Origin of the sequence: Tautonia plasticadhaerens, assembly GCF_007752535.1 — a bacterium.
Classification (GTDB): Bacteria; Planctomycetota; Planctomycetia; order Isosphaerales; family Isosphaeraceae; genus Tautonia; species Tautonia plasticadhaerens.
In genome coordinates this window covers 349,235-372,830 of sequence record NZ_CP036426.1, presented here as the reverse complement: position 1 = coordinate 372,830, position 23,596 = coordinate 349,235, and the positions used below count along the sequence as shown (strand labels likewise).

General features: G+C 72.3%; 18 protein-coding genes. 8 read left to right on the top strand and 10 right to left on the bottom strand.

What is annotated here, in order from left to right:
• Positions 1 to 159: 159 nt before the first annotated feature.
• The 3 genes from ElP_RS01425 to ElP_RS01415 are packed head-to-tail and all read right to left on the bottom strand — an operon-like array spanning position 160 to position 6,000.
• Entirely contained in the window at positions 160 to 1,104 is a 945-nt protein-coding gene (locus ElP_RS01425) for a sugar phosphate isomerase/epimerase family protein (RefSeq protein WP_197446636.1), read from the bottom strand.
• A 29-nt stretch (positions 1,105 to 1,133) separates the two neighbouring features.
• Positions 1,134 to 2,618, bottom strand: coding sequence for a N,N-dimethylformamidase beta subunit family domain-containing protein (locus tag ElP_RS01420; RefSeq protein WP_390836045.1), 1,485 nt, complete (start codon positions 2,616 to 2,618; stop codon positions 1,134 to 1,136).
• 7 nt (positions 2,619 to 2,625) lie between these two features.
• Complete coding sequence (locus ElP_RS01415; protein ID WP_145266556.1) at positions 2,626 to 6,000, bottom strand: PVC-type heme-binding CxxCH protein; 3,375 nt, start codon at positions 5,998 to 6,000, stop codon at positions 2,626 to 2,628.
• Positions 6,001 to 6,374: 374 nt separating this feature from the next.
• Between ElP_RS01415 and ElP_RS01410 the strand changes: the two genes are divergently transcribed.
• Entirely contained in the window at positions 6,375 to 7,109 is a 735-nt protein-coding gene (locus tag ElP_RS01410; protein ID WP_145266554.1) for a hypothetical protein, read from the top strand.
• Positions 7,110 to 7,139: 30 nt separating this feature from the next.
• On the opposite strand, the gene ElP_RS01405 is transcribed toward ElP_RS01410, so the two are convergent.
• The 4 genes from ElP_RS01405 to ElP_RS01390 all read right to left on the bottom strand — a co-directional run bounded on the left by ElP_RS01405 (position 7,140) and on the right by ElP_RS01390 (position 10,311).
• Positions 7,140 to 7,355, bottom strand: coding sequence for a FeoB-associated Cys-rich membrane protein (locus ElP_RS01405; RefSeq protein WP_145266552.1), 216 nt, complete (start codon positions 7,353 to 7,355; stop codon positions 7,140 to 7,142).
• A gap of 36 nt (positions 7,356 to 7,391) precedes the next feature.
• Positions 7,392 to 9,623, bottom strand: coding sequence for a ferrous iron transport protein B (gene feoB, locus ElP_RS01400; RefSeq protein ID WP_145266550.1), 2,232 nt, complete (start codon positions 9,621 to 9,623; stop codon positions 7,392 to 7,394).
• Between the two features lie 179 nt (positions 9,624 to 9,802).
• Entirely contained in the window at positions 9,803 to 10,045 is a 243-nt protein-coding gene (locus tag ElP_RS01395; protein WP_197446635.1) for a FeoA family protein, read from the bottom strand.
• Positions 10,042 to 10,311: a FeoA family protein gene (locus tag ElP_RS01390; RefSeq protein WP_145266548.1), complete on the bottom strand. Its 270-nt coding sequence runs from the start codon at positions 10,309 to 10,311 to the stop codon at positions 10,042 to 10,044. The genes ElP_RS01395 and ElP_RS01390 overlap by 4 nt, the downstream gene beginning before the upstream one ends.
• A 170-nt stretch (positions 10,312 to 10,481) precedes the next feature.
• Here ElP_RS01390 and ElP_RS01385 point away from each other — a divergent pair, with 170 nt between their 5' ends.
• The 3 genes from ElP_RS01385 (at position 10,482) to ElP_RS01375 (ending at position 13,103) form a co-directional block, all read left to right on the top strand.
• Complete coding sequence (locus ElP_RS01385) at positions 10,482 to 11,165, top strand: class I SAM-dependent methyltransferase (protein ID WP_145266546.1); 684 nt, start codon at positions 10,482 to 10,484, stop codon at positions 11,163 to 11,165.
• A gap of 380 nt (positions 11,166 to 11,545) precedes the next feature.
• Positions 11,546 to 12,529: a DUF1559 domain-containing protein gene (locus ElP_RS01380; RefSeq protein ID WP_145266544.1), complete on the top strand. Its 984-nt coding sequence runs from the start codon at positions 11,546 to 11,548 to the stop codon at positions 12,527 to 12,529.
• A gap of 127 nt (positions 12,530 to 12,656) precedes the next feature.
• Positions 12,657 to 13,103, top strand: a complete 447-nt coding sequence (locus ElP_RS01375) for a hypothetical protein (RefSeq protein WP_145266542.1) — start codon at positions 12,657 to 12,659, stop codon at positions 13,101 to 13,103.
• Positions 13,104 to 13,113: 10 nt separating this feature from the next.
• On the opposite strand, the gene ElP_RS01370 is transcribed toward ElP_RS01375, so the two are convergent.
• Entirely contained in the window at positions 13,114 to 14,415 is a 1,302-nt protein-coding gene (locus ElP_RS01370; protein WP_145266541.1) for an acyltransferase family protein, read from the bottom strand.
• A gap of 399 nt (positions 14,416 to 14,814) precedes the next feature.
• On the opposite strand from ElP_RS01370, the gene ElP_RS01365 reads away from it, so the two are divergent.
• Positions 14,815 to 15,327 carry a DUF2721 domain-containing protein gene (locus ElP_RS01365; protein WP_145266539.1) on the top strand — a complete coding sequence of 171 codons (513 nt, stop codon included), beginning with the start codon at positions 14,815 to 14,817 and terminating at the stop codon, positions 15,325 to 15,327.
• A 557-nt stretch (positions 15,328 to 15,884) separates the two neighbouring features.
• Here the strand turns inward: ElP_RS01365 and ElP_RS01360 are convergent.
• Positions 15,885 to 16,310, bottom strand: coding sequence for a hypothetical protein (locus ElP_RS01360; protein WP_145266537.1), 426 nt, complete (start codon positions 16,308 to 16,310; stop codon positions 15,885 to 15,887).
• A gap of 14 nt (positions 16,311 to 16,324) precedes the next feature.
• Positions 16,325 to 17,245 carry a dihydroorotate dehydrogenase gene (locus tag ElP_RS01355; RefSeq protein ID WP_145266535.1) on the bottom strand — a complete coding sequence of 307 codons (921 nt, stop codon included), beginning with the start codon at positions 17,243 to 17,245 and terminating at the stop codon, positions 16,325 to 16,327.
• A 142-nt stretch (positions 17,246 to 17,387) separates the two neighbouring features.
• On the opposite strand from ElP_RS01355, the gene ElP_RS01350 reads away from it, so the two are divergent.
• From ElP_RS01350 to ElP_RS37505, 3 genes are all read left to right on the top strand, one after another.
• Entirely contained in the window at positions 17,388 to 18,017 is a 630-nt protein-coding gene (locus ElP_RS01350) for a Uma2 family endonuclease (protein WP_197446634.1), read from the top strand.
• Positions 18,018 to 18,053: 36 nt separating this feature from the next.
• On the top strand, positions 18,054 to 19,877 hold the full coding sequence (locus ElP_RS01345) for a glycoside hydrolase family 15 protein (RefSeq protein WP_145266531.1): 1,824 nt from the start codon (positions 18,054 to 18,056) through the stop codon (positions 19,875 to 19,877).
• 244 nt (positions 19,878 to 20,121) lie between these two features.
• Positions 20,122 to 23,499 carry a serine/threonine-protein kinase gene (locus ElP_RS37505; RefSeq protein WP_197446633.1) on the top strand — a complete coding sequence of 1,126 codons (3,378 nt, stop codon included), beginning with the start codon at positions 20,122 to 20,124 and terminating at the stop codon, positions 23,497 to 23,499.
• Positions 23,500 to 23,596: the final 97 nt, after the last annotated feature.

Sequence of the window (23,596 nt, the reverse complement as noted above, 5' to 3'; positions counted from 1 at the left end):
AGGACATATTGGCTCCCTCTCCCCGCTTGCGGGGAGAAGGTGGGAGTGAGGGACCCGGAGAAGGTCGAACGGCCTTGCCTCGCCGTTCGCCCGAATCCTCCGGCCGACCGGCGACGCGGTGCCCAGAGGGGGGACGTTCAGCGCCGCGCCTCGGCGACCTCAGCCGATCTTCGCGAACGCACGCTTCATCGCCCCGGCGACGGCCTCGATCGCCTCCTCGTCCCCCATCGCATTCAGGGGCGCGTTGAACGGCTCGGCGCGGACGGGGCCGTCGTAGCCGATCGCCACCAACGAATCCAGGAACGCCTTCACGTCAATCACCCCGGTGCTGGCGGGCAGCTCACGTTTGTTGTCGACCTGCTCGTCGACCGGGATCCCGGCCGGCGCGTCGTTCAGGTCGCAGGCGATCACCTGGGCGTTCGTCAGGGCCCGGATGTCCTCCGCCGATTCCCCCGCCGTGTACCAGTGCCAGCTATCGAGCACCAGCCCCACGTTGTCCCGGTCGATGGCGCCGATCAGCTCCAGGGTCTCGGCCATCGTGTGCACGAACGGGTACCGGGCGGCCGTCCACATCGTCTTCGGCCCGACATATTCGAGCCCGAACCGCAAACCTCGATCTCCCAGTACCGAAGCCACCTCGCGCAACCGCTCGGCGTGCCGCTTGAAGTTCTCCAGGTACGTCAACTCGTCGCTCCGGGGCATCAGCCAGGTGCCGACCCGGGCGACTCCGGCCCGTCCCAGGGCGTCGGCGAAGCCGGGCAGGTCCTCCATCCCCGATCGGAAGGTGTCCGCGTCGCGTCGGAATTCGACCGGAAGCCCGGCGGCGCCGAAGACGAGGCCCTTCGCCTCCATCGACGCCAGGAACCCCGACAACGCCTCGTCGTCGAGCGAGCCCAAATATCCCGCGTCCGGCGCCACCGATTCGAATCCCGCCCCGGCCGCCAGCTCGACCAGCCGGGGATACGGGAGCCCGACCCCGATCATCCCGGGCACGAGGTCCATCGTGAACTCCCGGTCGCCCTGCGCACCTCCGCCGAACAGGCTCCGGTTCGAGGCGGCCAACCCCGTCAGGGCGGCGGTGGCGAGGAATTCTCGTCGTCGCATGAGCATCGGTCGTCCCCCGGAGCGAGGCGTCAGTCTCCCCCCTCGATCGCCCGATCGAGCAGGTTCTTCGTGATCCGCTGCACCCTGGTGTCGGGGCCGTGGGGCCGACTCCAGTGCGACCAGGGCAACACGTGGCCCGGGGGCGACGAGAGCCCCTGCGCCCAGAAGATCGTCGCGGCGTTGAACACGAAATTCCCCTTCGGGCCCGGGTAGATCGTCGCCGTCCATTGCTGGGGAGTCACGCCCCCGACCCACGCCGTCCCCCCGGCGACCACCTCCAGGCCCGGGAGGTCGGCCGGGGCGCCGTGATACTCCCAGCCGATCAGGCCCGGGATCCGGTCGCCCGCCTCCACGCCGGTGCCCTCGAAGATCCAGTGGTCCGGCTGCGTGATGATCCAGTCGCCGCCGCCGTTGACCGGCTCCACGTTCCGGGCCCCCATCAGCAACCCCTCATCGGGTCCCCGCTCGGGGAAGGGTCCGTGGTCCCGCTCCCGGTTGACCGCATAGTGGTTGTCCCCGCCGTAGGGGCCGCCCCGGAAGAAGACGCGGTTCGGCCTCCCGTCGGGGCTGTCCGAGTACGGGGAGACCCAGCACACGCTGTTCCCGGAGAGGAACAGCAGGTCGACCCCCGCGTCCCGCATCGCCTCGACGCTCCGGAACTGGCGGATGTCCCAGTACTCGTCGTGGCCGACGCTGAGGAACGCCTTGCACTCCAGCCCCCGGTCGGGCGAGAGCATGTCGCTGTTGGAGCAATACGTCACGTCGTATCCGTGCTGCTCCAGCCAGTAGGCCAGCGGGAACTCGAAGGGCAGGAACTCCCCCGAGCCGAAGGTCAGCGGGTCGTTCACCACCCCCTCGAACTGCGCCTCCCGGCCATACGGCCGGTCGAAGCTGACGGCCGCCCAGGGCCCCTGATTCCCCTTCGGATGCGTATAGACCGAGAAGTCGTTCGGCCAGCGGTTGTACGCCTGCCAGGTGTTGTCGGAGCACTGGAAGAGGATGTCGGCGGGCCGGTCGTCTCGGACGATGAAGACGACGTAGCTCTGCCAGTAGGGCTCGTCCTCGGCCTCGGGGACGGTGGTCAGGCGGCCGAGGTACACGCCGCTGACCCACTCGTCCGGGATGGTGAGCGAGGCGGACGGCTCCCATTGGCATTCGTGCACGTCTTTCGGCCCGGGCTCGGGGACGGGCTGCGTCTCCCCCGGGAGCGGCCCCATCGTCGTCATCAGCCGGGCGCCGAGGCCGCCGTAGTAGCCCATCCGGAAGACCTCGACCGTGAAGGGCCGGGGCGGGTCGGTGGACACCATCAGGTCGATCGACTCGCCCGCCGCCACGCTCTGCTTCGAGCAATACCCCTCGATCCAGGGGGAGCGGAAGCCGTCGGCATCGGGCCGGACCCGGGTCAGCTGCCAGTCGACGGCCCCGGGCCTGGCATTCTCCTCCGTGATGACCGAGCCCCGGTCTCCCGGTGTCGGGGAGACCAGGACCGCAACCACGCAGATCGCCGCGAGCATGCTCATCTCAAGGAGTCTCCCCGACCGGGCCCTCGGGCCTCAGCTCCACCGACCGCAGGTCCATCAGCGCCCCTTTCGGGCGGCCCTCAGGGCGGATCTCCAGGCGATGTCGGCCGTCCCCGAGCGACACCGTCCCCACCGTCGCCCGGCGGTAATCCTCCCAGGATCCGGTCCCGGGCACGACCCCCGCGATCCGGTCGGCCCCGACCTCGATCGCGTACGAACCGCCGCCCTCGCCGTCGTCGCAGGCCCAGTCGAGCCGGACCTCGTACCGTCCGGGTCGGTCGACCTCGAAGGTCCAGGCCGCCCGGTCGTCGTCGCCGATCCACCAGCCGAGATTGCCGAGGGTGGGCTCATAGGTCAATCGATTCCCATAGATTTCCGCCGTCTCGGCCGACAGCGTGACCGATCCGCCCTCCGACGGCCGGACGAGCGTCGGGTGATTGCCCGGGACCTCCTTCGGCCGGAGCCCCAGCTCTCGGAGGAACGCGATCAGGTGGCCGAGCTGCCGGGGGTCGAGGTCCTGCTCCAACCCCTCGGGCATGAGCGACTTGCCCGAGCCGGCGATCTCCTCGATCTCCGAGCGGGGCAGCACATCACGCTCGCCCCCCTGGCGGAGCAGGGCGACCGCGTTCGAGGTCTCCTCGGCGATCAGGCCGGAGACGACCCGGCCGTCGCTCGTGGCGGCGGTGTAGGAGGCGTACTTGGCCTCGACCGCCCGGTTCGGGTCGAGGATGGCGATGAGCAGGGCCTCGGGCGACCGATCGGTCAGGGCCGTCAGGTCGGGGCCGACCTCGAACCCGTCTCCCTCCAGCCGATGACAAGGGGCGCACGACTTGAGGAAGACGGCCCGGCCCGCCTCCGGGTCGCCGCCGAGGGCGAGGGCCGATCGCATCCGTCCCACCACCTCGCCCCGCTCCCCGGGCACCGCGCCGAACAGGGCCGAGGTCCGATCCCGGATCCCGGCGTCCTGGTCCGCGAGCAGCCGTTCCCGATGCGTCGGGCCGACCTCCGACGGCGGCACTCGTCCCTCGGCGATCGCGTCGAGCAGGGCACCCCGCCACGCGTCCCGCCCGAGCAGCGTCTCCAGGATCTCGCCCCGGAGCGCGGGCCCGTGGCCTCGCCAGCCGTCCAGCAGGATCCCGGGAACGCGGTCGCCCCCCGCCCGGGCGATGGCGTCGATGGCCGCCCGCTGCACCGGGGCGGCCTCCTGGGGGCGGAGGAGATCGGCGAGGAGATTGAGGTCCCGGTCGATCGCGCCCGGGTCCCGCGCCAGCAGGCCGACGGCCGAAGTCCGGGCCGCCTCGGGCGCCGATGCGTCCCCGGCGATCGCCCGGGCCGCCTCGAAGTAGGGCCGGAGCGCCGTTGCCTCGCGTCCCAGGCCCGCGGCGGGCTCGGCCCATCGGGCGAACGGCCGGCCGGCCCGGGCGGCCTCGTCGAGCACGTCGGAGAGCACGGCGAGCGTCGCCGGGCCGGCCTCCTCGGCCCCGTCGAGCGCGCCGAGCACCGCCCGAACGATCTCGGCCACGCCCCCGGGGCCCGCCTCCGAGGCCGCCGAGGCGAACAGGGGGGCGATCAGCCCTTCGGGCAGCGCGGCCCCGCCGCCGGCCCGTTCCAGCAGCACTCCGAGCATCGTCTTCGCATGAGGGCGGGCGGAGCTGAGCACGGCCGAGCGGAACCAGTGGTCGCCTCCCGAGTCCAGGGCGAGGCCCGCCAGCGCCCGGCCACCCTTCGGATCCGGCCAGTCTCCCAGGGCCAGGGCCGCCGCGAATCGGACCCGGGGCTCCTCGTCCTCGACGAGGGTCAGGATCGTCTCGCCCACCTCCTCGGATCCCGGCAGCAGCGAACGGCCGGCCAGGATCGCGGCGCGACGGACTTCCGGATGCGCGTCGGCCGTCGCCCGTTCGACCGTCCTGTGGTCGAGCCCGCCCAGGCAGGCCAGCGTCCAGAGCGCCTGCACCCGGGCCTCGGGGTGGGCGGCGGCCGTCGCCAGCGATCGGAGCGGGCCGATCGCGGAGGGATCGGGATCATGCATCAGAAGCCGCTGGCACGTGTCGCGCCGCCAGCCGTTGGGGCCGTCCATCGCGGCGACGAGGTACGGCCCGTCAAGGCCGTCGAGCCTGGCGATCCCTCGGGGGCGGCGGTCGGCGGGGAAGACGCGGTAGATCCGGCCCCGGTCCTCGCCGGCCCGGAGGTCGATGCGGGCCTCCCAGTCGTCGGGGATCCACTCGGGGTGCTCGATGACGGCGCGGTTCATGTCCGCGATCCAGAGCGCCCCGTCCGGCCCCGTCCGGGCCCAGACCGGCCGGAACCAGTCCTCCGTCGAGGCCAGGAACTCCGAGGTCTGCTCGCCGTCCGCCCTCCGGCCGACGTAGGAGGCCCCATCCGGTTCCAGCACCATCCGGTGGACGAGGTTGTGCACCGGTTCGCAGACGAACAGGCTCGACTCGAACCCCGGGCCGAGCAGGTCGTCTCGGTAGGGGGACGGGCTGCAGGCGGAGGTTGCCCGGTTGGCCGAGCCCGGGTCGTTGAACCGGGCGAGGGTCCGGCTGGCGGGGTAGAGGGCGGTTTCGGGCTCCAGCAATTGCGTCGTCGAGGAGGAGGCGAACGCCGGGTTCCGGCCGAGGTCGGCGTCGTCCAGGACGACGTGCCAGGCCCAGACCGAGTTGTTGTTGATGAACCAGTCGCCCCAGTCGTTCCGCTGTCGGCCGAACTGCGAGCGCCCGCCGGCGGGCTCGATCCTCCCCTCGTCGGGCCGGAGGAGGAGGTCCATGCCCCGGGCCGTCACCCGGTCGCCCGTCCTGGTCGATCGGACCACGCCCCCGTCGGCGTCCGCGGCGTGGACCCAGCCGTCGAAGCCGAGGGCGAAGCCGTTGAGGCGGTGCTGCGGATTCGCCTCGGCGAAGCCGGTGTAGAGCGTCTCCTCGCGATCGCATCGGCCGTCCCCGTCGGCGTCCTCGGCGTATCGGATGTCCGGGGCGCAGGAGATGAGCACGCCATCACGCCAGGACATGATGCCGTTCGGATACGAGAGGCCGTCGAGGAAGACGGTCGAGGCGTCGTACCGGCCGTCACCGTCGGTATCCTCCAGCACCCGGACCCGACCCCCGCCCTCGACGCCGAGCGGGTAGTCCGCCATCTCGACCACCCAGAGCCGGCCGTCGGCCGACCAGTCGAAGGCGACCGGATCCCGCACCATCGGCTCTCCCACGACGAGTTCGACCTCGAAGCCGGGAGGCACCCGGATCGCCGCCGTCGCCTCGGCCGGCGAGAGCCCCTCCGGCGTCGGCTCCCGGGACGCCTGCCCGGCGGGGGAGGGGCCGCCGATGACGCCCAGGGCCAGCACGGCGAGCCAGGAGAGCAGGGGGCAACTCGGCGTCATCGGCACGACTCCTCGGCGGCTCGGGACGCGACCTCCCCGGAGTATAACCGCCCCCCCTCCCCCCGGCGAGCGACCGCCTCGGCCGGAACCGGGCACCAGGACCCTGGCCCGGCGTGTCTCCGCTGGCGCGGCCGGCAGACCGCGCTCGCCACACCAAAATCCATAAAATCAACGAGAAAAACAACTTAGTCCGACACAGCCGACAATCCGTCCCATCCGGCACGTTCGTTGTATTTCCTTCAATCGAGTCCGAGCCGGGAGGGCCTGGCGGCGAGGGACGCGGGGGATCGATCCCGCCCCGATCGCCGTCCGGACCCCGCCGGCAGACGGCCCACGTCCGCCTCGAAGTCTCGCACCGGATTGAGGAGCGCACCATGTCGAGGATCATCACCACGTCGAAGGCGGCGAGCCTGGCCGCGCTGTTCGCGGCCGTCCTGGCGGGGACCTCGGCCGACGGCCAGGTCATCGACCTGCGATCCCCCCCGTACGGCCCCGGCGCCCGGCCCGGCCATCCGGCCTCGCCGCACCATCGGGGAGCGGACCGGTTCGGGCCGGGGCGCCCCGGACCCCGACCGATCGGTTTCGGTGCCGCTCCCGCCTACCCCGATCCGGCCGGATACCCCGGCCCGGGTTACCCCGGCGGGACTCCGGGAGGATTCCCAGGCGGGTTCCCGGGGGGATTCCCGGGCGGTCATCCGGGCGGGGCCGTGCCGCCGGGGCCGGGGATCGCCCCGGGCTTCCCGGGTCCGGGGGTCGGCGGCGGGCACTGCGCGCCGGGGGTCTCGCCGGCGATCGGGGCGGTGGACGAGTTGATCGGCCAGGTCGGGGCCTTCCTCCAGGCCTTCGGCCCCACGGTGGGGTGCGTGCCCCAGGGGGAGCGGATCTACCGGGACGCGCTGGACCTGCATGACGCGGCCCTCGCCTTCCGGCAGGCCGCGCTGGCCGGGGCCCCGCCCTGCGACCTCCAGCGGCTCTACGCCGCCATGGACCGCCCCTGCGGCCGGCTCGTCTCCCGGGTCGATTGCATCGCCCGGGGCCGGACGGGGCCGAACATCCAGCAGGTCCGGATCATCGGCGCCCTCTGCGGCCAGATCCGGACGCTCATCTGAGCGGACGGGGAGGGACGATCACCCTCCTCGTCAGGACGAGATCCGGGGCGGGTCAATCATCACGAGCGGCTCGCCCCGTCCGTTCGCGCCGGCCTCCGAGCCGCTGGGGCAGTTCCCGCAGCCCGAGCCGCACCCGGCCCCGGAGGCCCCCCGGGTCGAGACGGCCCGGTACCCCGATCGGGCCAGGTAGCCCAGGGCCAGGGCCACCATCGCCAGCGCCGCGACGTCTTGCCAGGCGGTCATCATGCGCATCTCCCCGGTACGTCGAGGCGTCGCGGGCGATCATGCGGCAAGCAACGTGCCGACCTGATAGGTGATCATCGCCGCCACATACGCCAGGGCCGTCATGTAGGCGAAGCTGAAGGCGGGCCAGGCCCAGGAATTCGTCTCCCGCCGGATCACGGCCAGCGTGGAGACGCACTGGGCGCACAGGGCGAAGAAGACCATGATCGACAGCGCGACGGGCACCGTGAACAGCGGGCGGCCGTCCCGCCACTCGGCCTCCCGGAGGGCGACCTGGAGCCGGCTGACCCCCTCCTCGCCCTCGACGTCGCTGCCGATGTCGAAGATGACGCCGAGCGTGGCGACCACCACCTCCCGGGCCGGGAACGAGGCGATCGCGGCGGCGCCGATCCGCCAGTCCCAGCCCAGCGGCCGGACCACCGGCTCGATCAGCCGACCGGCCCGGCCGAGCAGGCTGTTCCGCTTCTGGAGGCCGTCGGCCCTGGCCTCGACGGCGGCGATCCGGGCGTCGAGGTCGGCGATCGCGTCCGGGTCGTCGGCGACGTCCCGGGCCAGTTCCATCGCCAGGACCTGCTGCGCGACCCGGTTGGCCTCCAGCTCCGGCAGCCTCGGGTAGTAGAGCAAGGCCCACATCACGACCGAGACGGCCACGATGATCGTCCCCGCCCTCCGGACGAAGGACCAGCCCCGGTCGAACATCCGGTGGAGGACCACCCGGGCCGACGGCCACGTGTAGGCCGGCAGCTCCATCACGAACGGCGGCGTCGGCCCCCTGAAGACCGTCCGCTTGAGCGCCCAGGCCACGCCCGCCGCCGCGACCACGCCGACCGAATAGAGCGCCACCATCGTGACCGCCTGGAGGCTCAAGAGCCCGCCGATCGCCACCGGCGGGATGAACGCCGCGATCAGGAGCGTGTAGACCGGCAGCCGGGCGCTGCAACTCATCAGCGGGGCCACGAGGATCGTCGTCATCCGGTCCCGGCGGTCCTCGATCACCCGGGTCGCCATCACGCCCGGGATGGCGCAGGCGAACGAGGAGAGCAGGGGGATGAACGACTTGCCGCTGAGCCCCAACCGGGTCATCAGCCGGTCCATCAGGTAGGCGGCCCGGGCCAGATAGCCGCAGTCTTCCAGGATGCCCAGGAAAAAGAAGAGGATGAAGATCTGGGGCAGGAAGACGATCACCCCGCCGACCCCCGCGATCACGCCGTCGACGATCAGGCTCCGCAGCGGCCCCTCGGCCATCGCCCCCTCGACCCCCTCGGCCAGGCGGCCGACCCCGGCGTCGATGAGGTCCATCGCCGGCACGGCCCAGGTGAAGACCCCCTGGAAGATCAGGGCCATGATCACGACGAAGATCAGGGTGCCCCAGGCCCGGTGCGTCAAGACCCGGTCGACCCGGTCCCCGGTCGTCAGCCTCGGCTGGTCGGGCCGGGTCACCACGCCTTCGAGGGTCGAGGCCGCCCAGCCGTACCGGGCCATCGCCTCGACCGCCGGCACCGGGCAGGCCGCCTCCGCCAGCCGATGCCGGCTGGCGAGGATCTCGGCGTGCAGGTCCCCCTCCCCGTCGTCCAGGGTGACCACCCCTTCGAGGTAGCCCCCCGTGTCGAGCAGGAGCCGCTCCACCAGGTAGCGGGGCAGGGGGGGCTTGCCGGCCCGATGCCCGGCCAGCCAGCCCCCGAGCCGGGCGACCTCGGCCCGGAACGGCTCGGGGAAAGGGCTCTCGATCGGCGTCGAGGGGCGCCCGGCCGCCTCGGCCAGCGCGGCCTTCAGCGCGTCGAGCCCGACCCGCTTGTGCGCCCGGATCGGCACCACCGGCACGCCGCCGAGCCGATCCCGGAGCGCCTGGGCGTCGATCGCCACCCCCCGATCCTCGGCCACGTCGGTCATCGTCAGCGCGACGACCGTCGGCCTCCCCAGTTCGAGGACCTGGCTGACGAGGTAGAGGTTCCGCTCCAGGTTGTTCGCGTCGACGACGCAGAGCACCACGTCCGGGCCCGGCGTGTCGGCCCTCCGGCCGAGCAGCACGTCGACGGCCACCATCTCGTCCGGCGACCTCGGCGCCAGGCTATACGTGCCCGGCAGGTCGATCAGCGTCCAGCGGCGATCGCCGACGAGCATCCGGCCCGTCTTCTTCTCGACCGTCACGCCCGGGTAGTTCCCCACCCGCTGCTGCACCCCCGACAGGGCGCCGAAGACGGTCGACTTCCCCGTGTTCGGGTTGCCGATCAGGGCCACGGTCCGGGTCTGCGGGTCGGCGGCGATGGACATGGCGGGCGGGCTCGGTCGCGGTCGCGGGGGAGGGGTGGGCAGCGGGCAGGCCGGAGCGGCGGAGCGGCGGAGCGGCGGAGCGGGGGTCCGGCGGGCCGACGCTCGATGCGCGACGACCAGCCCGACAGGACGGATGGCTCGCCGCCGGGATCCGCTCCGATCCCGCCTCCTGGCGACCATTAACGGGGAGAGACCTCCACCCCCGACGCCTCCGCCCTCCTCAGGCTCAGGCGGTAGCCTCGCAGTTCGAAGACGAGCGGGTCTCCCAGGGGGGCGACGGCGACGAGCTTCACCTCGGTCCCCGGGATCAGGCCCATCTCCATCGCCCGGACGCCGGAGTCGGTCGTCACGTCCACGGCCAGGACGTTCGCCGACTGGCCGACCGACAGCTCGGAGAGCCGGGAGGGGGTGGACATGGTCATGCCCCGGAGGTCCCCGCCCTCACGAGCACCCCGGACAGCTCGTCGGAGCGGACGCCCAGCTTGTGGCCGTCGAGCCGGATGATGCAGGGGCTCCCCGGGCGGACCATCTCGACCTCGGCCCCGCCCCGGAGCCCCATCTCCCGGAGCCGGTGCACCAGCATCCCCCCGCCGATCACCTGATCCACGAGGGCCCGCTGGCCGGGGCGGAGCAGGGTCAGCGGGATCAACTCGGCCTCGATCGGCGGCGTCGCGGCGATGACCGACATGCAGACGCTCCCTCGCTAGGCGGGTCTCGGGAGGCGGGACGACCCGGCCCAGGTGCGTCCTCGGGCCGCGATCCATTCGAGTCGATTGCGTATTGAGATTCAGTCTCAACGATCGGATTATAGTAGAATCGGCCGAGGGCCGTCAAACCTTTTATGAAGCCGTCGGGGTGATGATGAGCGTGGTCGCGCCGGATTCTCGCTACACGGGGCCCGAGGCCACCCCCACCTTGGAGGTCGGCGGCCGGGCGATCCGCCTCTGCCGACCGGCCGACCCGGATCGGCTGCTCGACGACCCAGTCGTGCTCGACTGGAACGCCCGGGACGACTACATGCCCTACTGGGCCTACCTCTGGCCCGGCGCCTTCCTGCTGGCCGAGGCGGTGGCCGTCGAGCCCTGGGGGCCGGATCTCACCGCGTTGGAGCTGGGCTGCGGCCTCGGCCTGGCCGGGCTGGTCGGCCTGGACGCCGGCCTCTCCCGGGTCGTCTTCACCGACTACGACCTCGCCCCCCTCCGCTTCGTCGGCCGCAGCGCCACCGCCAACGGCTTCGGCCCCGACCGCGTCTCCACCGATTTGCTCGACTGGCGGGATCCCCCCGACGCCCGATATCCCGTCATCCTCGGCGCCGACGTGCTCTACGAGCGTCGCCTGGTCCCGCTGGTCGTCGGGGTCCTCCGCGCCCTGCTCGCGCCCGACGGCGTCGCGCTCGTCTCCGGCCCCTACCGGGTCGCCACCGAGGACCTGGGGCCCGCCCTCTCCGCCGCCGGCCTGCGCTCCGAGTCGTCGCCGATCCGCTCGGAGGACGAGCACGGCCGGCCCTTGAGGGGGACCTTGCATCGCATCCGACGGCGATAGGCCCGCCCGGCCACGTCGGCCGGAGATCCCGACCGGGGCCCGACGCCTCCCCGGCTCGCCGACCTTCCCGGCCCCCCTCGAGTCGGGGACATTTGCGGAATTCCCTTGACCGGGGTCGTCGCTCACGCGAAGTTAAGCGATTGCCGGGATGGGTGAACCGATCCCGGACTCTTCGGAGGTCGATTGAACGCCCGATGGCCGTGGGAGCGATGCCCCGGCATCCGGGCCACCGTCGCGGTCGTCGAGGGCCGGGCCCGATCGGGCCGGCCGCCGCGGTCCCCCTGCGCCCGGCGAGGAGCCGGCGGTGAGGGCCTCCCGGGCGGCCGGGCGGCGACGGAACCGGGCCGATCCCCCTTCTCCCCCCGAGGCAGGACGATCCCATGCGCACCGAGTCGACCCGCCACCGAGCCCGAGCCTTCACGCTGATTGAGTTGCTGGTGGTCATCGCCATCATCGGCGTGCTCATCGCCCTCTTACTGCCCGCGGTGCAGTCGGCCCGGGAGGCCGCCCGACGCGCCCAGTGCACCAACAACCTCAAGCAGATCGGCCTGGCCTTCCACAACTACCACTCCTCCTACGGCGCCTTCCCCCCGGGCCACATGTCCGTGCCGAGGCTGAATTCGGCCCGGAACGTCTGGACCGAGTTCATCCTCCCGTTCGTCGAGCAGGGGACGATCGGCCAGTCGTATAACTACGACATCGGCTTCGGCGGCCCCGGCTACAACCTGGTCAACCACACGACCTGGCATTCGGTGATCGCCTCCTACGTCTGCCCCTCCGACGAGGGGGGCCAGTGCGCGAGGTACCGGCCCGAGGGCTGGTCGCGGTCGAACTACGTGGCGACCTACAATGCCGCCGGGCCGATGATCGAGCGCGGGGCCCCCTGGGCCTACGACAACTGCCCCAACGACCCGAGCCTCCAGCCCTCCCCCCTCAAGGCGCTGACGAACGTGAACGTCACCCGGGGCGTGCAGCACGTCCGGGACGGGACCTCGAACACCGTGGCCGCCTCCGAGTGCATCACGGATCCGGACGGCTCCCAGGGCTACCGGGGCACCTGGTGGAACGACCTCGGCGGCAACTACGTCCACATGCGAGGGCCGAACTCGCCGATCCCCGACTCGATGTGGCGCGCCGTCGCCTACGTCTACAACGGCTGCGACAAGACGAAGTCCCCCTGCGACGACTCGGGGGCCTGCTGGAGCACCCACGTCTACTCGGCCCGCAGCTACCACCCCGGCGGCGTCAACGCCATGATGGCCGGCGGCTCGGTCCGGTTCTTCAAGAACACGATCAACCTCTCCATCTGGCAGGCCCTGGCCAGCATCAACGGCGGGGAGGTCATCTCGGCCGACCAGTACTGAGCCTACTGGGCCCGGCCCGAGTCCCGGCCGCCGGCCCCCGAGGGGGCGACGGCCGGGACGAACCCCCGTCCGATCCCGCCCCCCGGCCGACCGACCTCCCCACCCGAGCCACCACAAGGACCGCCCCATGAGGGTCTCTCGCCCCCCGATCGTCCCGACCGCCCTGGCCCTGCTGCTGCTCCCCGGATGCGCAGACCCGGGCCCCCGGCCGATGCGCGTCTGGGGGGCGGTCTCCTATGACGGCCAGCCGGTCGAGGACGGCCGGATCATCTTCAGCCCCACCGGCAACACCCCCGGCGGCTCGACCGGGGGGGCGATCGAGGCGGGCCGCTACGACATCCCGTCCCGATCCGGCCCCTATGCCGGCGGCACCTACCGCGTCGAGATCTCGTCGCTGGAGGAGACCGGCCGCACGCTCGAGAACGCCGTCGACCCCGGCGGCCCCGCCCTGGCCGTCTTCTTCGACCGCATCCCCCCCGCATACAACAGCCAGTCCACGTTGAGCATCACCGTCGCCGACGACTCCTCGGGCAACCAGCACGACTTCGACCTGGAGGAGGTCGCCACGCAGTGACCCCGGCCGATCACCCGGGGCCGCCGGCCTCCGAGGGGACCGGCACCCCTCCCGCCCCGGCGAGGGCGCCCCCGTCAAGAGCCCGCCGGTCCCGACGGCCGAGCAACACCGACGGATACGTCCTCCCGTTCAGGAATCGCCCGACGAACCCCGGCCGCACGACCAGGTCGTAGCTGAGCAGCAGCAGCGAGGTCGAGGCGAGCAGGATGATCGCCGCCTTCACCAGCGCCGGCGCGGGCAGGTCGAACAGCAGGCCCTGCATCCAGTAGATGAGCGGCAGGTGGGCCAGGTAGACCCAGTAGGCCGAGTCGGACACGTAACGCATCGCCGGGCTCGGCCGGCCGAACAGCCGCAGGGACAGCCCGATGAAGCCGAAGGTGCAGAGCCAGGCGACCGCCGAGCCGCTCGCCGCCGTCGCCAGCCGCATCGCGTTCCGCCCCTCCTCGGTGAAGGCCGATTCGAGCACCCGGAAGTAGAGCACCAGCACCCCCGCCGCGGCGGCCAGCGTCAGGGCCGGCCTCCGGGCGAGGACGGGCAGCAGGTCGAGGTTGCGGTACAGCATCCAGCCGAACCCGAAGAACGGGCCGTAGGCGAGCATGACCAGCGGGTTGGGCAGGAACAGCGGGAACTCCTGCGCGAACAGGCCCGAGGGATTCGGCAGCACCGTCAAGACGCTCAGGCCGATCGACGCCGGCAGCAGCAGGTGCCGGGCCGCCAGCCCCCGGAACAGCCGGCTCGCCGCCCGGCCGACCGCCCCGCCGCCCCGGCCGCCGACCCATCGGGAGACGACCGCCGCCATGTAGAGCCAGATCAGGGCGTACAGGAACCACAGGTGCAGCGGCGTGACCAGGAACAGGCTGTAGAGCGGATTCCAGTCGTCGATCCAGGGGATCTGCCCCGACGTCCACCAGCCCCGGACCGCCTCCCACGCCGGCACGCCCTCGTGCCTCGCGCAGCCGTACAGGAAGGCCGAGATCGTGATCGGGAAGAGGATCAGCCACCCCACCACCAGCGGCAGGCCGACCCGCCTCATCCGGTTCGACCACATCCCCCGCACCCCCCTCCGCTCGCAGAGCAGGGCCGCGAAGAACCCCGCCATCGCGAAGAACACCTGCATGCGGAAGGCGTGGATCGAGAAGAACGCCAGCCCGCAAGCGGCCGAGGTGCGCGTGTCCCGGAAGTCGAACCCGGGGAAGAGCGGGTCCGGCAAGTAGAATTGGCAGGCGTGCAGCAACACCCCCAGCAGCATCATCACGGCCCGCAGCGCATCGAAGGCGTGGTATCGCTCGGGGGCCGCCGTCGCGTCGGTCATCGCCTGCTCCTCGTCGATGTGGTCGATCGGCCCCCCGGGGCACGGGCACGGGGCACGGCCTCCCCGCCGCGCCGACCCCGGCCGGCCGGCGGGCCGGCGGGCCGCAGCACGTGGTTCGCATCGGGACGGGCCCGGAGAGGCCGGCCCGGCCGCGTCGAGAAGGGGTTCGCGGCCTGCCCCTCCGGATTGGACGGGGCGGCTCGAATTCCCGAGCAGGGCGGGCCGACCCCGACCGCATTCCCCCGACGCCCGAGGGGCCGGAGACCGACCGGCCGGCCGACGCGGTGGCCCCGATCCGGCCGCCTCCTCGTTGACTCCCGGCCGTCCCGGATCGGATCATCCTCGGATCGGACGCCCGCCACCCACCACCACCGCCCTTCGAGAATCGCCAGGCCCGCCATGCCGGCCATCGTGCCCGACTACCAGACCCTCTCGGCCATGATCACCCCGGCCATCTTCCTGACGGCCAACGGCTCGCTGATCATCTCCACCTCGAACCGAATGTCCCGGGTCGTCGACCGCATCCGGGCCGTCACGACGCAATCCGACGCCCTCTGCCGGGGCAAGACCGACCTGGACTTCGTCGACGACCGCCTGGCACACAACTCCGACCAGCTCGGCCGCCTCGTCTGGCGGGGGGACCGCATCCGGCTGGCCTTGGTGGCCCTCTACCTCGCCTTCGCCTCCTTCGTGGGCACGAGCCTCGGCCTGGCGGTCGACATCCTGTTCGAGCACCGGGCCGTCGCCCTGCCGACCGGCCTGGCGGTCGTCGGCGTCTGCCTGTTGCTGGTCGCCTGCATCCAGCTCGTCCGGGAGGCGCTCGAAGCCCTCCGGAGCAACCGCCTGGAGGTCGACTTCTTCCGCCAGATCGAGGCCCGGCGCCGGTCGGCCGACCGCCCCGCCTCCCCCTGACCGTCGCCGATTCGGTGACTGCCGGACGGCCATTCCACGATGATATAGACGGTGACGCGCTCCTGGCTTGGGACCTCTCCCCGCCCCGCCCTCGTCTTTGGCAATCCGGACTCGTCGAGCCCCGGCGATCACCCCGTGAACGGGATTGCCCCCCTCGCCGGCGACCAAACGAACCCGATCGGCCGCCCTCCACCACCGAAACGAATCGGCCCCGATCGACGCAACTCTCTCACAGGAAGCACGATCGAAAGAACGGGTCCGGCGCACCGGGCGGCGCACCAGGGGCGCACCGCAGGCGCACCGTCCCCCTCGGAGTCGGAGGCCGTCGCCCGGCGGGGAATCGCGACCAGACGAACCCAATCCGGCAGGTCGTCCTGCCGGAACGAAGCCAATGGGATCGACATAAACCTTTGTGAATGCAAAAAATTACAGACAGGCACGCGAGGGAATCGTGGCGCACCGAGCCCTCCCGAGCCGTCGCCTCGGGCCTTGCGACGTCCGATCCCGGTGACCGGCCCCTCCCGGGCCGATCCCTTCGCTCCGGGCGCCCCTCGGCGTCACTCGGGCTCGTCCAACCTGCCCTCGACGAGGACCGCCTCGATCTTCGATCCGGTCGCCGGCGCGAAAGCGTACCGGCCCCGGCACCCGGGGTCCGGTCGGGAGAAGTCGAAGAACAGGGCCCCGTCCTCGACGAGGATCGTGAGCCGGATTGTCAGCCGGGATGTCGGTGCAAGGCCGTCGGCCGACAACGCACGACGCAATCGCCCCCAGCGGCCGTCCTCGGGAATATCCAGGTGGCAGCCGGGCTGGCGGCAGCAATACGCCGACCCGGCCCGGAAGGTCAGCGTCAGTCGGATCACCCCCCCGTCCAGGATGGCCGAGACGCCGTAATCGGCCGGCCGGGACGCGTCGGGAGCCCCGGGGACGAGGCCCCGATTGCCGGCGAGGTACGCCGCCAGGCAGCCCGAGATGTCGACCCGCATTCGGAGCCGCCCCGCTATCCCTTGTTCGACCTCAGGGTCCCGATGAACTCGTTCACGTCGGCGACCCCGGCTACTGTCAGTTTCGCCGGCAGCTCGTCGACCAGCCGATCGGCCAGGGTCGGGTCCGCGAAGGTGGCCGTGCCGACCTGCACGGCGGAGGCCCCGGCCAGCAGGAATTCCATCGCGTCGTCGGCCGAGCAGATGCCGCCGATGCCGATGATCGGCAGCCCGGGGACGGCCCGTCGGACCTGCCAGACCATCCGCAGGGCGATCGGCTTAATCGCCGGGCCGCTCAGGCCGCCGACGTCGTTGGCGAGGACCGGGCGGCGCCTCCTCCAGTCGACCGCCAGGCCGACCACGGTGTTGATCAGGCTCACGGCGTCGGCCCCGGCCTCGTAGGCGGCCCGGGCGACCTTGGTGACGTCGGTCACGTTGGGCGTCAGCTTAGCGATGATCGGGTGCGGGCAGGCCTCCCGGCACCGGGAGACGACCCGGGAGACCGCCGACGGGTCCACCCCCAGGTCGAGCCCGTGGCTGACGTTCGGGCAGGAGAGGTTCAACTCGACGGCGGCGATGCCGGGCTCCTCCCCCAGGTCGGCGGCCATCCGGACGAACTGGTCCTCGTCCTCCCCGGCGATGTTGGCGACGACCGCCGTCCCGACGGTCCTCAGGTAGGGCAGGTGATGGGCCCGGAAGTGGTCGATGCCGTCGTTGTCCAGGCCGATGGCGTTGAGCAGGCCGGAGGCGGTCTCCACCGTCCGGGGGGTCGGGTTGCCGGCCCGGGGCCTCGCGGTGACGGTCTTCGGAATCACCCCGCCCAGCCGAGCCAGCCGGACGAACCCGGCCATCTCCCGGACGTAGCCGAACGTGCCCGACGCCACCAGCACCGGGTTCCGCAGCTCCAGTCTCCCCAGGCTCACCCGCATCGACACCACGGCTCGTCGTCCCCCTCGCTCGACCCCCTCCTCGGCCCCGGAATTGCCCGGAGGCCCGCATCCGACTAGGGTATCAGGATGCCGGGTTTGCCGGAGCGCCGGACCCTCGATGGCACTTTCCCAGCCAGGGAGCGACCGACCGATGGCCACCGCCAGGCGACGAACCTCGACCGGCCCCCGGAGCCGACGCCGGCACACCCCCTACCGGGTGGGCCTGGACCTTTACCACAGGATCGCCGAACTCGGCCTGCTCGGGCCCCGGGACAAGGTCGTGCTTCTCGACGGCATCCTGGTGAACAAAATGACCAAGGGCGACCCCCACATTTCAACGGTCAAGCTCATCGTCGTCGGATTGGGTCGAGTCGTCCCCCAAGAGTTTCACGTCTCGAAGGAAGACCCCATTGCCCTTCCCGGAGGCCCTTGGGGGGGGGACAGCGAGCCGGAACCCGACGTGCTCGTCCTCCGGGGTACGATCCGGGATTACAACGCCCGGAAGCCCGGCCCGGCCGACGTCCCCTTGATCGTCGAGGTGGCCGACTCGTCGCTGTACGAGGACCGCCGCCACATCACCCGGTTCGCCTGGGCGGGCATCCCCGTCTGCTGGCTCGTGAATCTCCGCAAGAGGACGATCGAGGTGTACACCGACCCCTCCGGCCCCGGAGAGGACCCGAGGTATGCCACCGTCCGGACCCTGGGAGAGGCCGACCCGATCCCGGTGGTCATCGACGGCCGGGACTGCGGGTCGATCCCGGCCCGGGATCTGCTCCCCTGACCAGGCAACCGAACCGCCCCCGAGGACACCGCCCCCATGTCGCTGCCGCTGGAAGACTACGCCCTGATCGGCGACTGCCAGACCGCCGCCCTCGTCGGCCGGGACGGTTCGATCGACTGGCTCTGCCTGCCCCGGTTCGACTCCGGCGCCGTCTTCGCCGAGCTGCTCGGCACCGAGGAGAACGGCCACTGGAAGCTCGCCCCGGTCGGCGAGATCAAGGCCACCCGGCGGCGATACCGGCCCGGCACCCTCGTGCTGGAGACCGAGTTCGACGTCGACGGCGGCACCGTCCGGGTCACCGACTGCATGCCCCCCCGCGACGAGCTGCCCGACGTGCTCCGGCTGGTCGAGTGCCTCCGGGGGTCGGTCCGGATGCGGATGGACCTGGTCATCCGGTTCGACTACGGCGCGATCGTCCCGTGGGTCCTGCGCACCGACAACGGCATCTCCGCCATCGCCGGCCCGGACATGCTCCGCCTCCGCACCGACGTGCCGCTGCACGGCGAGGACTTCCACACCGTCGCGGAGTTCGACCTCTCCGAGGGCCAGACCGCCAGCTTCGACCTGACCTGGTACCCCTCCCACGAGCGAGAGCCCCGACAGGTCGACCACTCCGGCACCCTCCGCGACGCCGAGCGCTGGTGGCGCGAGTGGTCCGACCGCTGCTCCTTCGGCGACGGCTCCTGCGACGACGCCCTGGACCGGGCCCACTGGTCCGAGGCCGTCAAGCGCTCGCTGATCACGCTCAAGGCCCTGACCTACGCCCCCACCGGCGGCATCGTCGCGGCACCGACCACCAGCCTGCCCGAGCACCTCGGCGGCGTTCGGAACTGGGACTACCGCTACTGCTGGCTCCGCGACGCCACGTTCACCCTCTACGCCATGATGAACGCCGGATACCACGAGGAGGCCCGGGCCTGGCGCGAATGGCTGCTCCGGGCCGTCGCCGGCAAGCCGTCCCAGATCCAGATCATGTACGGCATCTCCGGCGAACGCCGGCTGACCGAGCTGCAGCTGCCCTGGCTGCCCGGCTACGAGGGCTCCTCCCCCGTCCGGATGGGCAACGCCGCCTTCGACCAGTTCCAGCTCGACGTGCCCGGCGAGGTGATGGACGCCCTGCACCAGTGCCGGCGGGTCGGCCTGGAGCCGATGGGGGCCTCCTGGAACCTCCAGAAGGCGTTGATGGACTTCCTCGAGACCGTCTGGGAACAGCCCGACGAGGGGATCTGGGAAGTCCGGGGGCCCCGCCGCCACTTCACCCATTCCAAGGTGATGGCCTGGGTCGCCTTCGACCGCGCCGTCAAGGGGGTCGAGCAGTTCGACCGCGACGGGCCGGCCGACCGCTGGCGAGGGCTCCGGGACCGGATCCGCCGGGAGATCTTCGAGCGCTCCTACGACCCCGAGGTCGGCGCCTTCATGCAGAGCTACGGCTCCCCCTTCCTCGACGCCAGCGTCCTGATGATGCCCCTGGTCGGCTTCCTCGAGCCGACCGACGAGCGGATGGTCGGCACCGTCCGGGCGATCGAGCAGCGGCTCAAGCGGGACGGCTTCGTCGACCGCTACGAGACCGACCCCAGCGTCGACGGCCTCCCCCCCGGCGAGGGCTCCTTCCTGCCCTGCTCCTTCTGGCTGGCCGACAACTACGCCCTGATGGGCCGCCGGGACGACGCCGTCCGGATGTTCGAGAGCCTGCTGGCGATCCGCAACGACGTGGGCCTGCTCTCCGAGGAATACGACGTCTCGGCCCGTCGCCTCGTCGGCAATTTCCCCCAGGCGTTCACCCACATCGGCCTGATCAACACCGCCTACAACCTCAGCGCCGCCACCACCCACCCGGCCGAGCACCGGCAACACAGCTAGCCCCGGCCGGTCGGGCCCGAGTCGATCCCGATCGTCACGATGAAGAGGGGCCGTCCGTCCGTTTCCCGAAGACCCTGTCCCGCCCCCGAGGCCCGCGGGCGGGAACGCGGCGGACGCCGCCCTCCGGGCCCGAGGCCGTCCCGACCCACATCGGCCCGCCTCGGGGGGCCCCCGCCCCGAGGCGGGCCGATGGCACCGCCCGACGATCCCCAAGCCCCCCGCCCACGCCCCGAGGGCCGAGCCCATGTCGGAGTCGCGTCGCTGCCCCGGTTGCGGGGCCGGGTTGCCCGAGGACTCCCCGGCCGGGGTTTGCCCGGGGTGCCGGTCGGCGGCGGCCTGGGCCGAGACGCAGGACCACCACCCGGGGGGACCCCGGGGAGGCAGGGGATCGGCCACGGTCCGGGCGGCCTCTTACCCCGAGTTCCGGGAGTCGCTGCTGCGGACCGGCCTGGCCGCCCCGGCCGACCTGGAGGGCCTGGAGGCCGGGGCCGACGGCGACCCGACCCGGCTGGCCGTGGCCCTCGTCCGGGGCGGCAAGCTGACCCCGTACCAGGCCGGGGCGCTGGTGCAGGGAAAGTCCAGGGGGCTGCTCATCGGCTGCTACTTGATCCTCGACAAGCTCGGCGAGGGCGGCATGGGCATGGTCTTCAAGGCCCGACACCGGCAGACCCGGCAGGTCGTCGCCCTGAAGATCCTCCCCCCTTCCTTCGCCCGGGACCGCGACGCCGTCCGGCGCTTCCGGCGGGAGTTCCAGGTCGCCTCCCTGCTGGACCACCCCAACCTCGTCGCCGCCGTCGAGGCCGACGAGGACCGCGGCGTCCACTTCCTGACCATGGACTACATCGTCGGCCGCGACCTGGAGACGCTCGTCCGCCAGGACGGGCCGATGCCCGTCCCCCGGGCCCTCCACTGCGGCATCCAGGCCGCCCGGGGGCTGGAGGCCGCCCACGCCCGGGGGGTGATCCACCGCGACGTGAAGCCGGCCAACGTCATGATCGACGCCCACGGCAACGTCCGGGTGCTCGACCTCGGCCTCGCCAAGCTCCTGGAGGCCGCCGGGGGCCTCTCCCGGGAGTCGGAGGGCTCGATCACCCGGACCGGGGCCTACATGGGCAGCGTCGACTTCCTCGCCCCCGAGCAGGCCGACAACGCCAAGCGTGCCGACCACCGGGCCGACGTCTACGGCCTGGGCTGCACCCTCTACTTCCTCCTCACCGGCCGGCCCCCGTTCCCCGGGGACACCCTGCTCAAGCGGCTGATCGCCCACCAGCACCTCCCCCCGCCCTCGATCCGGGAGCTCCGGCCCCAGGTCCCCGAGGCGATGGAGGCCGTCTACCTCCGGATGATGGCCAAGCGGCCCGAGGAGCGTCCGCAGTCGATGACCGAGGTGATCGCCGCCCTGGAAGGCTGCCGCTCCTCCCCCCGGGAGGCCGGCGACGCCAGCACCGACCTGAAGACCTTCGCCACCACCTTCATGAGGCGGCCCGACCCCCGAGACCCCGAGCCCCGGGGCGAGGTCGACGCCGACGACCTCGCCCGGCCCGGCGAGTTCCTGGGGATCCGCTTCGAACCCGGCCCGACGCTCGCGGACCTCCTCTCCGGCTCTGGCCCCGAAGCGACCCCATCCTCGCCGGTCGGGCGCCCCCGGGCCGCGTCCATCGCCCTCGCCGTCCTGGGCCTGGCCGCCCTGGCGATGGCCGTCTTCGCCCTCCGCCCCCGCCCCGGGGTGTCGGAGGTCGCCCGGGCCGGGGTCCCCGGCCCCGGGCCGCTTCCCCCCGAGCTGCCGCTCGCTCCCGTCTTCTCGACCTTCGAATCGGCCCAAGGGCAAGGCCCCGAACCGGCCGTCGAGCCGGTGCCGTCCGACGACCCCGGCGCCGAGGCTCCCGACCCGGGCCCGGCGGTCGAGCCCGCGCCGTTCCCGCCGCCGAGCCTCCAGGTCTACCTCGACGAGTTCGACGACCCGGGCAGCGGCTGGCGGATCGAGGAGACTCCCGTCCCGGGCAGCGACACCCCCTACCGCAAGGGGTACGCCGACGGGGCCTACTTCATGGAAGCCCCGGGCCCCTGGATCTCCTGGGAGGCCTGGGACATCACCGCGGAGCTGGCCTCCGAGTACGAGGTCGAGGCCGTAGCCCGGTCGATCGGCCCGGAGGACGCCTACGGCGGCTTCTCCCTGTTCGTCGTCGGGGCCGAGGGGAAGGGGTTCAACGTCAGCATCAATCCCGGGGGCCTGCTCGGCATCTACGGCTCCCCCTGGGCCGAGGAGCCCGCCCCCCACCTCTTCGAACCCTTCTCCCACCCGGCCATCCGGGGAGGGGGACAGTGGAACGCCCTGACGCTCCGGGTCCGGACCCGGTCGCTTGAGGTGCTCGTCAACGGCGAGCCGGCCTGCGAGCCGATCGGGGTCGACTTCGACCTGCTGCCCAGCGTCCCGGAGATTGCCCTCGGCAAGGGGGACGACAGCCGAGTCCGGGCCGAGTTCGACCGCCTGGCCGTCCGGCTGCTCGATCGCGGGGGCCGGCCGGCCCTCGACGACGACGGCCGGGCCCTGAACCTCGGTTTCGAGGAGGGCACCCTCCGGGACTGGGCCGCCGAGGGGGCCGCGACCATCGGGCAGCCGATCGACGGGGACACCGTCTCCCCCCGGGGCCGGGACGCGACCAGCGGCCACGCCGGCCGCTTCTGGGTCGGCACCTACGAGGTCGGCGGCGACAAGGCCACCGGCCGGCTCTCCTCGGTCCCCTTCCGGGTGCTCGAGCCGTACGCCAGCCTGCTCGTCTCCGGGGGAGACCAGCCGGACTGCCGGGTCGAGGTCGCCGTCCCCGACGGCCCGGTGATCGCCTCGTTCCGGGGCGAGCGCCGGGAGCAGCTCCGGCCGAGGGCCGTCGACCTGTCGGGGCACCTGGGCGACCGGGTCGTGCTCCGGGTCATCGACGAATCGACCGAGGGTTGGGGCCACGTCAACTTCGACGACTTCCGCTTCCACGCCGAGCCCCTCGGGGCCGACCCGCCGGGCCTCTCCCCCTCCCGGGTCGCCTACACCGAGGAATTCCTCCAGCCGGCGACCGGGTGGCCCCGGGGCCGGCCCGACGCCGGCGTCGAGTTCGGCTTCGACCACCGGGACGGCGTCTACGTCGTCGACGCCGGGCGGGGCTGGAACGGCACCCGGGACATCCGCCGCCTCCGGCAGTTCTCCGGGGACTTCCAGGTCGAGGCCGTCGGCCGGGTGCTCGGCGAGGCCCCGGACGCGGCCGGGGCCTGGGGCATCATGGTCGTCCGCGAGGACGGCCGGGGGATCCACGCGATCATCGACCGCCGTTCCCTCCTGGCGGTGAACCCGGCCTTCTGGGGGGTGGAGGCCTTCCCGGACGACCGGCCGATCGGCCCCGTCCGCCCCCGGGGCATCCGCCCGGCCGACCGGTTCAACACGCTGACCCTCCGCGTCCGCGGCCGGCAGGTCGAGGTCCTGGTCAACGGCCTCCCCGCCTTCGACCGGGCCGTCGCCCTGGATTACGACCTGCTCCCCGCCGCCGCCTCCCTCACCCTCGACAAGCCCGACCTCGAGACCCGGGTCCGGGTCGAGTACGACCGCGTCCAGCTCCGCGTCCCCCCGCCCGAATGACCGCGCCGGCGAGGGGGCCCAGACCTGATGAAAAAAAGCAACATCTCGAACACGCCACCTCGCAAGGGCTTGCGAAAAAACGCCAAATCCACATAAT